At 57.9% G+C, this 13,996-nt stretch carries 8 protein-coding genes and 1 pseudogene; 6 read left to right on the forward strand and 3 right to left on the reverse strand.

Features of this window, described 5'->3' with window-relative positions; all coding sequences use genetic code 11:
* Positions 1-71: 71 nt before the first annotated feature.
* A pseudogene (pbpC, locus tag CPter91_RS10495) lies at positions 72-2,308 on the forward strand (penicillin-binding protein 1C).
* A 48-nt stretch (positions 2,309-2,356) separates the two neighbouring features.
* On the opposite strand, the gene CPter91_RS10500 reads toward pbpC, so the two are convergent.
* A complete protein-coding gene (locus CPter91_RS10500) occupies positions 2,357-3,250 on the reverse strand; it encodes a LysR family transcriptional regulator (RefSeq protein ID WP_061939960.1) in 894 nt (297 codons plus the stop codon).
* 138 nt (positions 3,251-3,388) lie between these two features.
* Here CPter91_RS10500 and CPter91_RS10505 point away from each other — a divergent pair, with 138 nt between their 5' ends.
* Positions 3,389-4,567, forward strand: a complete 1,179-nt coding sequence (locus CPter91_RS10505) for an agmatine deiminase family protein (RefSeq protein WP_417924852.1) — start codon at positions 3,389-3,391, stop codon at positions 4,565-4,567.
* An 88-nt stretch (positions 4,568-4,655) separates the two neighbouring features.
* Here CPter91_RS10505 and CPter91_RS10510 read toward each other — a convergent pair whose 3' ends face one another.
* Complete coding sequence (locus CPter91_RS10510) at positions 4,656-5,261, reverse strand: TetR/AcrR family transcriptional regulator (RefSeq protein ID WP_061939964.1); 606 nt, start codon at positions 5,259-5,261, stop codon at positions 4,656-4,658.
* A gap of 152 nt (positions 5,262-5,413) precedes the next feature.
* Between CPter91_RS10510 and CPter91_RS10515 the strand changes: the two genes are divergently transcribed.
* Entirely contained in the window at positions 5,414-5,878 is a 465-nt protein-coding gene (locus tag CPter91_RS10515) for a nuclear transport factor 2 family protein (protein WP_061939966.1), read from the forward strand.
* 84 nt (positions 5,879-5,962) lie between these two features.
* Here the strand turns inward: CPter91_RS10515 and CPter91_RS10520 are convergent, their stop codons facing one another.
* Entirely contained in the window at positions 5,963-6,994 is a 1,032-nt protein-coding gene (locus CPter91_RS10520) for an OmpA family protein (RefSeq protein ID WP_167595155.1), read from the reverse strand.
* A 399-nt stretch (positions 6,995-7,393) separates the two neighbouring features.
* Here CPter91_RS10520 and CPter91_RS10525 point away from each other — a divergent pair, with 399 nt between their 5' ends.
* From CPter91_RS10525 to CPter91_RS10535, 3 genes are read left to right on the forward strand one after another with little or no spacing between them, the layout of a single operon-like run.
* Positions 7,394-9,850, forward strand: a complete 2,457-nt coding sequence (locus CPter91_RS10525; protein ID WP_061939969.1) for a type VI secretion system Vgr family protein — start codon at positions 7,394-7,396, stop codon at positions 9,848-9,850.
* Positions 9,851-9,861: 11 nt separating this feature from the next.
* On the forward strand, positions 9,862-10,926 hold the full coding sequence (locus CPter91_RS10530; RefSeq protein ID WP_061939971.1) for a DUF4123 domain-containing protein: 1,065 nt from the start codon (positions 9,862-9,864) through the stop codon (positions 10,924-10,926).
* A gap of 20 nt (positions 10,927-10,946) precedes the next feature.
* The gene (locus tag CPter91_RS10535; protein ID WP_061939973.1) at positions 10,947-13,952 is read left to right on the forward strand and encodes a metallophosphoesterase; all 3,006 of its coding nucleotides are present in this window, start codon (positions 10,947-10,949) and stop codon (positions 13,950-13,952) included.
* The last annotated feature ends 44 nt before the right edge of the window (positions 13,953-13,996 follow it).

Genomic DNA, 13,996 nt, shown 5'->3' on the forward strand with positions numbered 1-13,996 from the left:
AGCAACACGCGGCTCTCGGCGCTCGCAGCAAAAACGCAGCAGCGCCCGAGAGTCGGGACAAACCATTATGGTTGCAAGGCTGGCCGCTGGCGACACTGCTGTGGCTAGCCTTGAGCGCCGCGCCGGCGCATGCCTTGCAAAAATTCGTCGAAGTCCAGCAGGAGTTCCGCTCCTCCGAAGCCAGCCTGTATGACCGCAAGGGTCAGCTGCTGCAGCAGATCCGCCTGAATCCGCATGAACGACGCTTGTCCTGGGTGGCGCTGGAAGATGTCTCGCCAGCCTTGCGCAACGCACTGGTAGCATCTGAAGACCGGCGCTTCTACCAGCACAGCGGAGTCGATTGGAATGCGGTGGCGGCTGCGGCCTGGGGCAATCTGTGGAACAGCCGCACTCGTGGCGCCTCGACCATCACCATGCAGCTGGCCGGTTTGCTGGACGACGATTTGCGCCGCCGTAATTCACCGCGCTCCTTCAGCCAGAAGCTGTCGCAGGTGATGGTGGCGCAGCTGTTGGAGCGCAACTGGCGCAAGGACCAGATCCTGGAAGCCTATCTGAACCTGGTCAGCTTCCGCGGCGAACTGGTCGGTATCCATGCCTTGTCGCGGGTCTTGTTCGGCAAGCATCCGGGCGGCCTGAGCCAGCGCGAAGCGGCGATTGCCGTGGCCCTGATCCGCGGCCCAATGCCACGCCGGCGCGTGTTACGGAACGTGCCTGCCGTATCCTGCAGGAGCAACATGCAGGACAGGAATGCAAGGACCTGGAAAGCTTCACCTTGCTGGCGCTGGCGCGCACCGGTTCGAATTCCGAAGTGGTGGTCACCACCACGGCGCCGCAACTGGCGCCGCACCTGGCGCGCAAGCTGCTGCGCACGCCGGGGCAATCACTGCGCTCGACGCTGGATGCCGGCGTGCAGCGCTTCGCTACCGATGCGCTGCAGCGGCAGCTGGCGGCGCTGACCGATCGCAATATCCAGGACGGCGCCATTCTCGCCATCGACAACGCCAGCGGCGACGTGCTGGCCTGGGTAGGCTCCAGCAGCACTTTTTCCAATGCCGCCGATGTCGACGGCGTGGTCGCCTTGCGCCAAGCCGGCTCGACCCTGAAGCCCTTCCTGTACGAGATGGCGATCGAAAAGAAATGGATGACCGCGGCCTCGCTGCTGAACGATGCGGCGATCAACCTGCCGACCGCCAGCGGCCTGTATATCCCGCAAAACTACGACAAGCAGTTCAAGGGCCTGGTCAGCGTGCGCACCGCGCTCGGTTCATCGCTCAACATTCCGGCGGTGCGCACCCTGGTGACGGTGACGCCGACCGCCTTTTTCCAGCGCTTGCAAACTCTGGGATTCCAGCTGCGCGAATCCGGCGACTATTACGGCTACAGCCTGGCGCTTGGCAGCGCCGACGTCAGCCTGCTGGCGCTGACCAACGCCTATCGCGCGTTGGCCAACCAGGGCCGCTACAGCGGCATCCGCACCGCGCTGAGCGACCCGCCAGTCAAAATGACCAAGGCGATGGATCCCGGCGCCACCTTCATCATCGGCGACATCCTGTCCGACCGCAGCGCCCGCAGCCGCACCTTCGGCCTCGAAAACGCGCTATCGACGCGGGTCTGGACCGCAGTCAAGACCGGCACCTCGAAAGACATGCGCGACAACTGGGCGGTCGGCTATTCGGACCGCTATACCGTCGGCGTCTGGGTCGGCAATGCTTCCGGCCTGCCGATGTGGGATGTGTCCGGCGTCACCGGCGCCGCGCCGATCTGGCAGGAAGTCATGCAATACCTGCACGCGCGCGACCAGTTGCGCCAGCGTATTCCGCAAAAACCGGAGGGCGTAGTGGCGCAGGAGATTCGTTATGACGACAAGCAGGAAGCGCCGCGCCAAGAGTATTTTCTGGCGGGCACCGAGCAAGCGCTGATCAGGACCGCCAAATCCGACGACATCGGCGTAGCGATCCGCTATCCGACCGCCGGCATGCTGGTGGCGCTGGATCCGGATATTCCGCCTGAGCGGCAGCGCATACGGTTTCAGGCAAGCGGTTTAAGCAACGGCAGCTGGCGGCTGGATGGCAAACTGCTGAGCGCGGCCGAAGCGGCGCCGAAAAACAGGAGGAACAAGAATGTGCGGCCGCTCCCTGTACAAAATCCCCAGCTCGCACTGGACTGGATGCCTTGGCCAGGGCGGCATGTGCTGGAACTGCTGGATGACAAGCAGACGGTCCTTGATCAGGTCAGGTTTGAAGTGCGCGGGGCTGTTGAAAGAGTAGCCGCTCCGAAAAACGGCTCCGGCTCGCGCAAAGGCGCGTGATCGGATAGCTGCCGCCATTGCAGGCGCACGTGGATGTGCCGGGAATGCTTATCCCCGCCTGTCCTGTTTTGCATCGGCGAGCAGATAATCCACTAAATCCACCACCATGTCAGAGCGGGGTTGTCCGGCAACCCGCGATAACCACCAGGTGCTGCCGGGCAGGCGCGGATAACCGGGCAGGATGCTGATGTGTCCGCGCGCCAGGTTGTCGTACGCCAGCAAATAGGGAAGGCAGGCGATGCCGCGTTTGCGCAGCACCGCATCCAGTAATAGACGTACATCGTCGTAGATTGCCTGTTTCCGGAAAGCCGCCAGCTGATGGCGGAAAATGCCTGCAGTCGCGTCATCGGTCAGGCTCTCCTCCAGGCACACCAGGCCGGTATGCAGATGATGCTGCTCCAGCGGGATGCCGCTTAGCTTGGCAGCCAGTTCTGCGTTGCCGACAACCACCCATTCATCCTGCAAAAACGGTACTTCCATTAAACCTGGCTGCTGGATCGGGCGATTGCCGATGGTGATGTCGACATCGATTTCGTCAATGAAGCGGGCGGTTTCATCGGTCGAGAACAAGGGGAACAGTCCTGGAATCCGGTCTTGCAGCAGCTCTATCCGGGGTTGCAGCCAGCCATGCAGCAACGGCGCCGGGCACACCAGCACCACCAGCCCTGGGTCGAGATAGGTGGCGATGCGCGTCAAGCCGCTGTGCAAGGTCCCGAACGAGCGCTGTACGCTCTGCAGCAAGACCTCCCCGGCAACGTTCAATTCCACGCCGCGTCCGACCCGATGGAACAGCGGCTGGCCAATTTGCTCTTCCAGCAGTTGTATCTGATGACTGATGGCGGATTGCGATACGCACAGCTCGTCGGCCGCACGGGAGAAATTGCCAAGGCGGGCAGCCGCTTCAAAGCCGCCCAGAAGTTTTAATGATGGAATTCGATTCATTAATATATGAGAAAAACTAATTGATTAAGCCAATAAACATCAATATTCATCAAGTGTAGCATGTCCCATAATGGCTCTGTATTCCGCGTTCCAGCAATAAACATCGCTTTGAACATATCTTTAAAGGAGAAAATAGTCGTGAGCTCTCGTCGTGGTTTTTTGCAAAAATGCAGTGCCGGTGGCGGCGCTTTTGTATTCGGAGGTTTGCTGACAGCTTGCGGCAGCGGCACGGCGTCGACAGGCCTGCCAGAGGGCGTCAATGATGCCAATGATGCCAGCCGGCCGCAGGGCAATGGCGGGCAAGCTTTGCCGCGATCCGGCTGGACCATGCGTGATGAGGGCGATGCACACAAAGCGACCTGGATGGCATTTGTTGCATCCGACGCCATTTGGGAGGCTTGGCAAGTTGCGTCGGTGCAAGATGCCTTGGCGCGCATCGCCAATGCAATCGTGCAATTCGAGCCGGTCAACATGCTGGTCAATCAACGCGATCTGGCGATCGCCCGGCAAAAGCTTGACCCGCGGGTGAAGCTGCTGGTTGCCGGCCTCGATGACCTCTGGATACGCGACACAGGACCGGTATTTGTCGTGCACCAGAATGGGGAAAAAGCGGGCGTCAACTTCAATTTCAATGGCTGGGGTAAAAAGCAGGTCTATGCCAACGATGGCAAGGTGGCGGGATTTGTTACGCAGCAGGCCGGCGTGCGGATGCTGCCGACCAAGCTGGTGCTGGAAGGCGGCGGCATCGAAGTTGACGGCAAAGGCACTGCCATCATCACCGAAAGCTGTGTGCTGAATCCGAATCGCAATCCCGGCCTGAGCAAGGCGGATTGCGAGGCTGAGCTGAACGCGCTGCTAGGCATCCGCAAGGTGATTTGGCTGCCGGGGATTGCCGGCAAGGATATTACCGACGGACATACCGATTTCTATGCGCGTTTTGCGCGGCCCGGTGTTGTGGTCGCGGGTTTTGATCCGGACCCTGCCTCCTATGACAACGCAGTGACTACCCGCCATCTGCAAATACTGCGCGCCGCCACAGATGCCAATGGCCAGCCCTTGCAAGTCGTCACGATAGAGGTGCCTGGCCGTATCCGGCCAGAGTTTGCGAGCAAGACTTTTGCGCCAGGCTATATCAATTTTTACCTCGTCAACGGGGCTCTGATCATGCCGGAGTTTGGCGACGCGGCAGCCGACGCCAATGCCAAGGCGCGTTATATGGAATTGTTCCCCGGGCGCGCCATAGTGCAGTTGAATATCGATCCGATTGCTGCAGGCGGCGGTGGGATTCATTGCACAACCCAGCAACAGCCTGCTTGAGCCGGCGCGATTGCATCGATGCGGAGCGGCCGAAGCAATCCAATGAGGATCGTCACACCGCTCGCCGGCGATCTCAAGCCCTTAAAGGTCAGCTGCTGTCGCGATAAAAGGCGCCAAGCACGCGATCGATGATCGCGGTTGCCTGTCGCGCCGGCAGCGCCGAGTCCGCCGTCTGCTCCAGGTGCAGCGACGCTTCACAAATCATCGCGCCTATCATCCTGCTGGCCAGATAGGGATTCTCGACATCGAATTCGCCGCGCTGTTGCAATCCTTTTATGGCCTCGATCAACAAGCCATACGGATAGGTTTCGCTGATCTGGCGGCAGCGCTCGACGCCAAGGACAGCGGCCGCCTCCTGGATCACCAGGCGGCGGTATGAAGGCTCGGTGCAAACTTCCAGGAAGGCCTTGGCGCCGATGCTGAGCTTGGCGCGCAGGTCCGGTTGCAGCTTCGCCTGGGCGGCGATCTTCGAGGCGGCTTCTTTTTGCAGATCGATCACCAGCGCTTCAAACAGCGCCTGCTTGTCGTCGAAATGGTGATAGAACGCGCCGCGCGTCACGCGTGCGGCGCGCGCCACGGCTTCAATGCCTGTCTGCTGGTAGCCCTCGGCGGTGAAAATCTCGCGGGCAGTCGCCAGCAGCGCTGTACGCGTGGCGTCAGCATATTCTTCGCGGCGGCTTTTGATGGGCTCCATGCTCGTCATGTCTCTAGTGTACAGCGTGTTCTATCAAATTCTTCTTGTATTGTTTAATTCGTTTGGTATATTACATACACACTGTATGTTAAGTTCGGTGTGTCAAATTCTGGTTTGCCGTATTGCCTTTATCCCTACTATGGAGAATCGACATGGCCGCATCAATCGTGATCAATACCCTCGCAAAGCATGAGCCTCCCACGCCGCAGCAGTTTGCCGCTGCCGCCGACATGGTGGCCCGCTTTGCACAAAGCTGGAATGCGCCGCAGGCCGAAAGCCTGCGCGAGCTGATGCATGAAGACACGCAAAATCTGATTCCACCCATGACGGCGCCGGCCGACAGAGAGGGCGTGGTGCAGTACTTTCGCCAGGTGCTGGAACGTTTTCCGGACATGCGGCTGGACATCATCCGCTGGGCGCCGACGGGCGACATGGTGCTGATCGAATGGCTGGCGACTGCCACGGTAGCGGGCAGTCCGCTGAGCTGGACCGGCATCGACCGTTTCCGCATCCGCGGCAACCGCATGGACCAGGGGCAGGTCTACTGGGATACGCGTGGCGTGGCGGAAAGGGTGGCGCAGCTGACGCAGGGGCAGCAGGGCGCTGCGGTCAGTTGAGCTGATTTGAGGAAAGAGAGCGCCGCCGCGATCGTCGGGTGGCGCTGAGCGGCAATGCCTTGTGCCGCATCCAGGGGGCGCGGTCTATGACTGCTTGACCAGCTCCACGCGCCGGTTCTTCGCCCGTCCCTGATCGCTGCCATTATCGGCAACGGGCTGATCCGCACCGCGGCCGCTGGCGCTCAGGCGACCTTTATCTATGCCCTTGGTCAGCAAGGTTGTCATTACCGCGTCGGCGCGCTGCTGCGAGAGCGCCTTGTTGTGCTGCGCATCGCCGCTGTTGTCGGTATGGCCTTCGATCGCCAGCTTGAGGGCGGCATCCTGCTTCAGCAGCTTGGCGATTTCGTCCACTGCGTTCAAGCCATCCGGCTTGAGCTGCGCCTTGTCGTTGTCGAAATTGATGTACAGCGCGACATGGCCTTGTGCGTTCAATGCGCTTTGCATGGCGTCCGCCGTCACAAACGCAACCTGCTGTTTCATCGCCTGTTCTTCGATTGCCGTGATTTGCGTCGATGTGCTGCTGCTGGTGACGGCAATCCAGACATTCCTCTCCGGTGTCCGGATCAGATAGACATCATAGGCGTTGACGTAGTCCTTGAGGCCAAGCTTGTTGACCACGATATCGCCGACGTCGCCGCCATTTGCAGCGACAAGAATCGGATCGCTCGGCAGCGCCGTATTGACCTTGACGCCGCCCAGCGCCTTGATGGCGCTCTCGTAATTACGCTGCGCTGCCAGCTGGCTCAGTTGCGCATCCGAATTACGGAAGCGGCGGCTCTCGATACGGCCCTCGACCGCCTGTAGCTGATCGCCGGCGATGACATAGGCACGGTCGAAAGCCGACTTGTCGCTGAAGCGATCGCCATCGGCCAGTCCTTGCGGCCAATCGAGGTAAGGAAAAGGTGGCAATACGACGGATGAAAGCGGGATGCTATCGATGTCGAACACAGCTTTGGTCGGCTTGCTCGCCGCTGCCGCGGCAAGCGCCGGAGCCGGTGCAGCACTGACGGCTGCAGCTGCTTGCGGTTGCGGTGTCTCGCTGTTGCGCTTGCAACCCAGGAGCGGGATCGAAAGACATAAGGTCAGGCCAAGTGCGAGTTTAAATTTTGGGGACATGTTCTGGCAGGCGCTAATCATCACAAGGGATAGGAGGCGAATCTGTTCCGGAAAAACAGGGCTGATAGAGAGAATGCCAATATTGTAAATTGGCAATATTATTGCCAATGCATATATCCTGGAAGCCATGCGAAAAATAAAGGGTATCGCGTCGATACATTCTGAATGAGAGGGCGTGGGCAATAAAGCGAAGCTGACCGACGGCTGTGCTCCTCCAGGTCGGCAGTAGACTCCCTCAGCAGTGTTAATTCTTGCAAAATTTATCGATTATCGATATTTGCCGTTTGGCAATTAAAGCCGCCAGCGGTTATGATTGAATGTGATTTTTATCAACTAGCATTTCAGTACTAAATATTGTTAGAATAATATTTTTTTGGCAGTTCAATTCCGGGGGGGCGCATGAGTAGCTTGCTTCAATCCCTGTCCGCCTTGATCCAGGGCCGGCAGAACAATCGTATTCTTCGGCTGACCTTCCCGCACGACGATGCTCCACAGGCCCAGTTGCTGGTCAACAAGCTCGATGCCGTCGAAAGCCTGTCGCGGGATTATGAGTACAGCGTGGAATTACTGTCGGATGACGCCGAGCTGGCCCTAAAGGATTTGCAAGGAAAACTGTTCTGCGTGGAACTCGTTAGAGCCGACGGCAGCCTGCGCTACTTCACCGGATATTGCTTCGAATTTAGCCTTTCGCGCACCGACGGGAACATCACTTTCTATCATGCCAAGCTGGCGCCATGGACCCAGTACCTGCGCCTGCGTAAAGATAACCACATCTTCCACGGCAAGACCCTGCGCGAACAGATCGACAGCATCTGCGCCGATTACGGCACCTTGCCGGACTGGGATTATCGTGTCGGCGGCACTGATCCGATCATGACGGACGCCATCCAGTTCGATGAGAGCGACCATAACTACGTCCACCGTCGTCTGGAAGCCGCCGGTCTGCTGTACTACTACGAGCACACCGACAAGGGCCATAAACTGGTCATTACTGATGACTCCACTCAGGCTGCAGCCATCGACGGTGGCGAAGAGATCCGCTTCCAGCGCCGTGGCGGCGCTACTGAAGAAGACGGCATCGGCGAGTTCTCCCCGGTGCGGCAGATCGTTCCCGGCTCTGTCTCGCTGTCCGGTTTTAACTTCAAGAGCCCGGTGCCGATCAATGCCGGCGTGCCGACGGTGAATAAGCAGGGCGATGTATTGGATGTCGAATCCTATGAATATACGGGCGCCTATGGTGTGAAAGGCAGCCAGGATGCGGATCAACTGTCGCGCCTGCACATGGAAGAGATCGAAGCGGCTGGTAAGCACTTTGACGCAGCAGGGAATAATCGCTATGTACTGCCTGGGCGCTGGTACCGCCTGAGCGGCCACTTCAGTTATAAAGAGTCGGACAAGAATGAATTCCTGATCATCTCGGTCCATCACATCGCCAGCAATAACTACCTGCAGCAGGCCGACCAGAAGACCGAGTACCGTAACGAGCTGACCTGCCTGCGCAAGACCATTCCCTGGCGCCCAGGCCGCAGTTTTAATAGCGTCAACACCAAAATTCTCTCGCCGCAGACCGTCACGGTAGTCGGTCCTTCCGGCCAGGGCAGCGTTCATACCGACGAGTATGGCCGCATCCGTGTCCAGTTCCACTGGGACCGCATCGGCAACAACGATGAGCGCAGCTCGGCCTGGGTGCGAGTTGCCAGCTCTTGGGCAGGTGGTGAACTAGGTGCCAAATCGATTCCGCGGGTGGGCTCGGAATGCCTGGTCCAATGGCTTGATGGTAATCCTGACCGTCCTATCGTCACCGGCAGCGTCTATAACCAGAGCAACATGCCGCCGTGGAAGCTGGCAACCCAGCAATCGCTGATGGGTTTCAGGAGCCGTGAGCTGACGCCTGAAGGCGGCAATCAAGCTGGAGGGCGCAGTAACCACTTGATCCTGGACGATACCAACGAAAAAATCCAGGCACAGCTGAAAAGCGATCATCAGCAAAGCCAGCTGAGCCTGGGCAGCATTACCCGGATTGAAGATAATGCGGGGCGCAAGGATGCGCGGGGCGAGGGCTGGGAGCTGAGGACAGACGGTCATGGCGTGGCGCGTTCTGCCAAGGGGATGCTGATCACCACCGAGGCCAGAAACAACGCGGCTTCGCATATCAAGGATATGGGCGAGACGGTCAGCCGGCTGACTGCTGCCCGCGATCAGCACGAGTCCCTGGCGGATGCTGCGCAACAGGCTGGAGCGCAGGACAAGGAGGGAATGCAAGCCGATATCGCAGAAACACTAAAAGCACAGAATGATGCAATCAAGGGAAGCGGTACAGGCGACGAGGGTGGTTTCCCTGAGCTGTCGGCGCCGCACCTGGTGCTGACCAGCCCCGCGGGCATTGAATCCACGACTAGCGGCAGCACCCATATTTCCAGCGGCGAACACACCGCCATCACGAGCGGCAAGAGCCTGTCGATTGCCAGCGGCGACGGTATGTTTGCCAGCGTTGCAAAAACCTTCCGCCTGATGGTGCAAAAAGCTGGCATGAAGATGGTCGCTGCTGCCGGCGACATCGATGTAAAGGCTTTGTCAGACAGCATCAATCTATTGGCAAAACTGAATATCACTCAAACTGCTAATCGCATCACGATCTCCGCCAAAGAGGAGGTGGTCATCAACGGCGGCGGCAGTTACGTCAAGCACAACGCCGGCGGCATCGAATACGGTACCAATGGCCCGCATGTGGTGCATGCCGCCAGCCGCAGTTGGCCAGGGCCACAAAGCCTGCCGCTCAAGACCCAGCCGGATATCTGCGTCAGCTGCATGCAGGAGGCCAATCAACAGGCCTCTACGCTGACCAAGCGTCTCTGAATGGTTATCCCATGAGCGCTCCCCCATCCTATGCAACTCTTGATTCGGCAGAATTTGCCCTGCCGCATGATCCGCAGCAGTTTCTGGGTGAAGCCGCGCACGCGATAAGCCACGATTTGCGTATCCTGCTGCAACCGCTGCGAGCAACCTCATGCTATGCACTGGTCAACGCCGGTCAATGCAAGCCAGGCAGCATCGCCAAACTGATTGCGGAGCACGAAATTGACGCCGAGCCCTTGTTCGCACATACCGCGGATGATGCTCACGTCGATCAGGGACCATGGCTATTACGCTTGCCGGAGCGTTCCTCGGACGCCTTGTTGCTGCGCCTGGCCAACGATGTCGGCACTAGCCAGGCGCTAAGCGTGATCGCCAGTCCGCTGCGCAATCACGTGCTGTGCGGCCATTTGCGCAGCTGGTTCAACGGCTTGCTGGAAGATAAGTCGCAAGTCCTGATGCGTTATTTCGATCCGCGCATTGGCCTGGACATGGTGCAATGCTGGCCGCGGCCGGTGCGCCAGCAATTCTTGAGCGCTATGCAATGGTGGGTAAGTTGGGACCATCTGTTCACGCCACGGATCCTGCACGGGATTGCACAACCGCAGCCGGCTGAGTTAAGCGAGCCGCTCGCAATCAATACAGAGCTGCAGTTGGCCCTCGATCGATTGAACCATGCCGAACGGCTGCAGGCGCTGATCCTGAAAGAAGATACCGATCCCGGCGAGCTCGACCACATAGCACAGCCCTTGTTGCGCGTGATCGCTCATATGCAACTGCAGCGGGCTGCAGAGATGGATTTGAACGCGTGGAGCTACCAGCGTTTGCTGGTAGCGCTTGGCTTGCGGATGCACCCGCAAGCTTGCGATGAGCCGCGGCTGAATGCCTTGCTGCGGACCTGCGCGGCTGAAAAAGAATCGATTGCTGCCGCTATCGGGCGTATGCCCGCGGCTTATTGGGAGGAGCTGCAGGCTGCTGCGCCGCGCAGCCTGGCGCTCCTCTCTGAAAACATACTGGCCCCGTTACGCGAGCGCCGTGCTGGAAATCCATCCAGCCATGCGCTGGCGTCATTGGCTTAACACTTTTATCCGGACTCCTCATGGCAGATATATCTTCAAGCGTCGCCAATGCCTCCAGCGGCAAAAACCAAGCCCCCGGCGTGACCGAGTGCGAAAAAGATCCGCCTATCAGTGCCGTCATTCTATACCCTAGCCTCGGTACGCCATTGATCCTGGCGCCCGGGCAAACCAAATGCAGCATATTCCTGGGCGCCGCAGCTGAAGCGCGCACGCATTTCACCATCGACGAAAAGACCAAGCAGGCGCACACCATCCATTGCGCGGTCGACCGCCATCTGCGCCTGTATGACATCAAGAAGAAGGGTACAAAGACCGATACCACTCAAGGCACGTTGTTTGGCGACGGCAAGTCCTTTACCAAGGCCAAAGCCGCCATCCACGGCTGGCTGGTCGGAGATTTCGCCGCTGGCGCTCTGATCAAGAACCGCCACGGCCAGCCGTTCGCCACGATATCGACTCAGGCGGCCGAGGTATATCGCGGACTGGCCAACGTCTACGAAATCGAAATTGATCTTACGCAAGCGCCGTTTGCCGAAATCGGCACCGCGGCTTTCAAGACGTTTGCCTGGATGGTGGAAATCGATGCGGAGCATGCACGTCATCAAGAGTATCAGGGCGTCACCCATGTGGAAGGGCAGGACATGTACATCCACGATTTCCTGCACAACTCCAAGAATGCCGCCGCCAATCATTTTTCGAAGCCGTATGAATTCAATCTAGACCATCTGCAGGCCACCGGCCTACCGGCGCAGAGAGCGGAGCGGCTGATGAGCTGGCATCCGGTAATTCGTAGCGAGAAAAAGGCACTCAATATAGGGCACCTGTCGGATGTGCACGTAAATGTACGCCACAATGCGTTGGCGCAATCCCCGGCGCGCGTGATTGAAGACGATGCCGCTGGCTCATTGGCAGACAAGGTGGGTGGCAAGGTCTGTAACAGTTTCATGGCCCTAAAGGATTTGTTCGAACAGTTTGGCAAGGGCGAAAACCGTGCCGATGCCATTTTCCTGACCGGCGACCTGATTGACTTCAACCGTAATATCGATCCGGACAAGGTCGGCGCATCGATCGGCGAGCAATGGAAGAATTTCAACGTGCTCGGCAAACTCGACGACAAAAGCCTGTACAAGCGCGGCATGGACGATATGCTGATGTACAGCCTGGTGCGGCACTCTTACCGGGAATTGAAACTTCCGGTTTTCATGACAACTGGTAATCATGAGGCGTATGACGTGCCATATGGCGTCAGCCCGCGCGCCGACTCTAGTCTGAGCACCTGGGCCAACAAGATGGGGCGGCTTGAAGGAATGGCAGACGGCATGTCACCGGTGATGCCTACGATTAAGCGGGATGGATGGTGGTTTAGAAGCGCTCCGAGGGAAGAGCAGATCGCTGACTTGCGCAAGGATGTCGAGGCCGCCAGCGAGTGGATATCCGGCAAGGCCAACGAAGGGATCGCCGCCGACCACAACATGACCATTTATGAGGCGACACTGGCCTACGGTCCGACCTATGGACAGATTTACACGGCCAGGAATTTTCACGCGGACAATTTTGACTGGTTCAGCGCTTTGTTCACGCCGCTGTCAGATTTTGTCATCCCTTACGGCGCCAAGCCGGATGACCCGACGGGCAAAGATACAAGACAGATACTGTGCGGTCTGGAGTGGGGAAACGGCGAGGTCTACATCAACCTCAGCCTGGACAAAGTGAAAGGGATGGCTGGTGATAGGGTGTGGCGCCAAAGCAGCAGCCCTGATGCGCAAGGCAATACAGTATTGCCGCGCGCCACCCATTCGATCAATGATCAGCAGAAGCTGATCCTGAATTCTGCCGGACTATACAAGCAGCACTCCAACGCAAAGCTGCTGGTAGCAACGCACTTCACTATCATCAACTACAACAAGTCGCCGCTGAATGCCAAACTCAGCATCACGCCATTTGACCGAGTGCAGTCGGAGGGCGAGGTCCGTGTCGTAGATACGCCAGCCTTCAACGACGCCAACTTCGGGACTTGCGAGAAGAATCTGAAATGGTATTTCGATACCTTTATCTTTGTGGATGATACGCGGCGTGTCAATCACCACTTGTCTGGCCACAGTCACCGTTCCGGCTTGTATCGGCCGACGCCGGAAGACCGCCCCAACATGCTCAGGAGAGCTAATATTGCGAATGCGCGTGATCCTGGTCTGCACGGCGAGCAAAAAAGCTCTGATGACTGTACTAATTTCATCGTTAGCAGCTGTGGCGGACCGATCGGTGTGCAGAATCTGTATGGGGAACTCAATGGGTGGACCTTGCGTCCACCCAGCGGTACGTTGCTCGACGCTCAAAGTGGGCTGGTTAAGCAAGTCAAGACCAGTGATCCCAAAAAGAACACGCAGCCGCGTTTGTGTGTTGCGCTCGATTATCTTGCGGTCATGAGCCGAGACGATGACTCTATAACCGCCCCATTGGATTTCATGTGCGCTTCCTTCAAGCTAGGGCAAGCGAGTTTTGCCAGCGACGTTGATGTCACTCTTAGTGATCAAATGGCGGGATTAGCGTGTATTGCTGGAATAAATATATGGGTGTTTGTAGGAGGACGAGATGAGGAAACCGGTGATGCGATAAAAACTTGGCGCCGGCTTACGCCGTCTTTGTCGAGCGGATCAAAGCCATTATTTGGATCTTCCAATGGCAGTAAAAAGCGCCTGACGTTTAGCGCATCGGATATGAATACACTTGATAGTGCATTCCGGACCAACGGTGGGATGAAAATAGCACAAGCATTTTGTGAAGTTCAGTTGAAGAAGCCGAGCATCGCCGCTGGTCAGCCGAATTGGGGGGCGGATATGAATTGCAGCGATTCGTGGGTATTTCCTCTGGATATTCAATTTAGAATGACGCAGATGGGGACGATACCACTTATTGGCAGGCCCGCGGGGGAACGTGGTGAAGTGCCGGACTGGGGGTGGTTGTTTAAAAATTACCAAAGTGGTCCAGGAAATAGGTATCCGGACCCACAAAAAATTATTAAAGGTTGAACATGAAAATAATAACTTCACGGCGAAAATTTTTATGCCGTGTT

The sequence above is a fragment of the Collimonas pratensis genome (genome assembly GCF_001584185.1).
Classification (GTDB): domain Bacteria; phylum Pseudomonadota; class Gammaproteobacteria; order Burkholderiales; family Burkholderiaceae_D; genus Collimonas; species Collimonas pratensis.

Coding starts and splice junctions, on each gene's coding strand:
- CPter91_RS10510 (WP_061939964.1), bottom strand. CDS start 5,261: ATGGAGCCCATCAAAAGCCGCCGCGAAGAATATGCTGACGCCACGCGT.
- CPter91_RS10525 (WP_061939969.1), top strand. CDS start 7,394: ATGAGTAGCTTGCTTCAATCCCTGTCCGCCTTGATCCAGGGCCGGCAG.
- CPter91_RS10500 (WP_061939960.1), bottom strand. CDS start 3,250: ATGAATCGAATTCCATCATTAAAACTTCTGGGCGGCTTTGAAGCGGCT.
- CPter91_RS10535 (WP_061939973.1), top strand. CDS start 10,947: ATGGCAGATATATCTTCAAGCGTCGCCAATGCCTCCAGCGGCAAAAAC.
- CPter91_RS10520 (WP_167595155.1), bottom strand. CDS start 6,994: ATGTCCCCAAAATTTAAACTCGCACTTGGCCTGACCTTATGTCTTTCG.
- CPter91_RS10515 (WP_061939966.1), top strand. CDS start 5,414: ATGGCCGCATCAATCGTGATCAATACCCTCGCAAAGCATGAGCCTCCC.
- CPter91_RS10530 (WP_061939971.1), top strand. CDS start 9,862: ATGAGCGCTCCCCCATCCTATGCAACTCTTGATTCGGCAGAATTTGCC.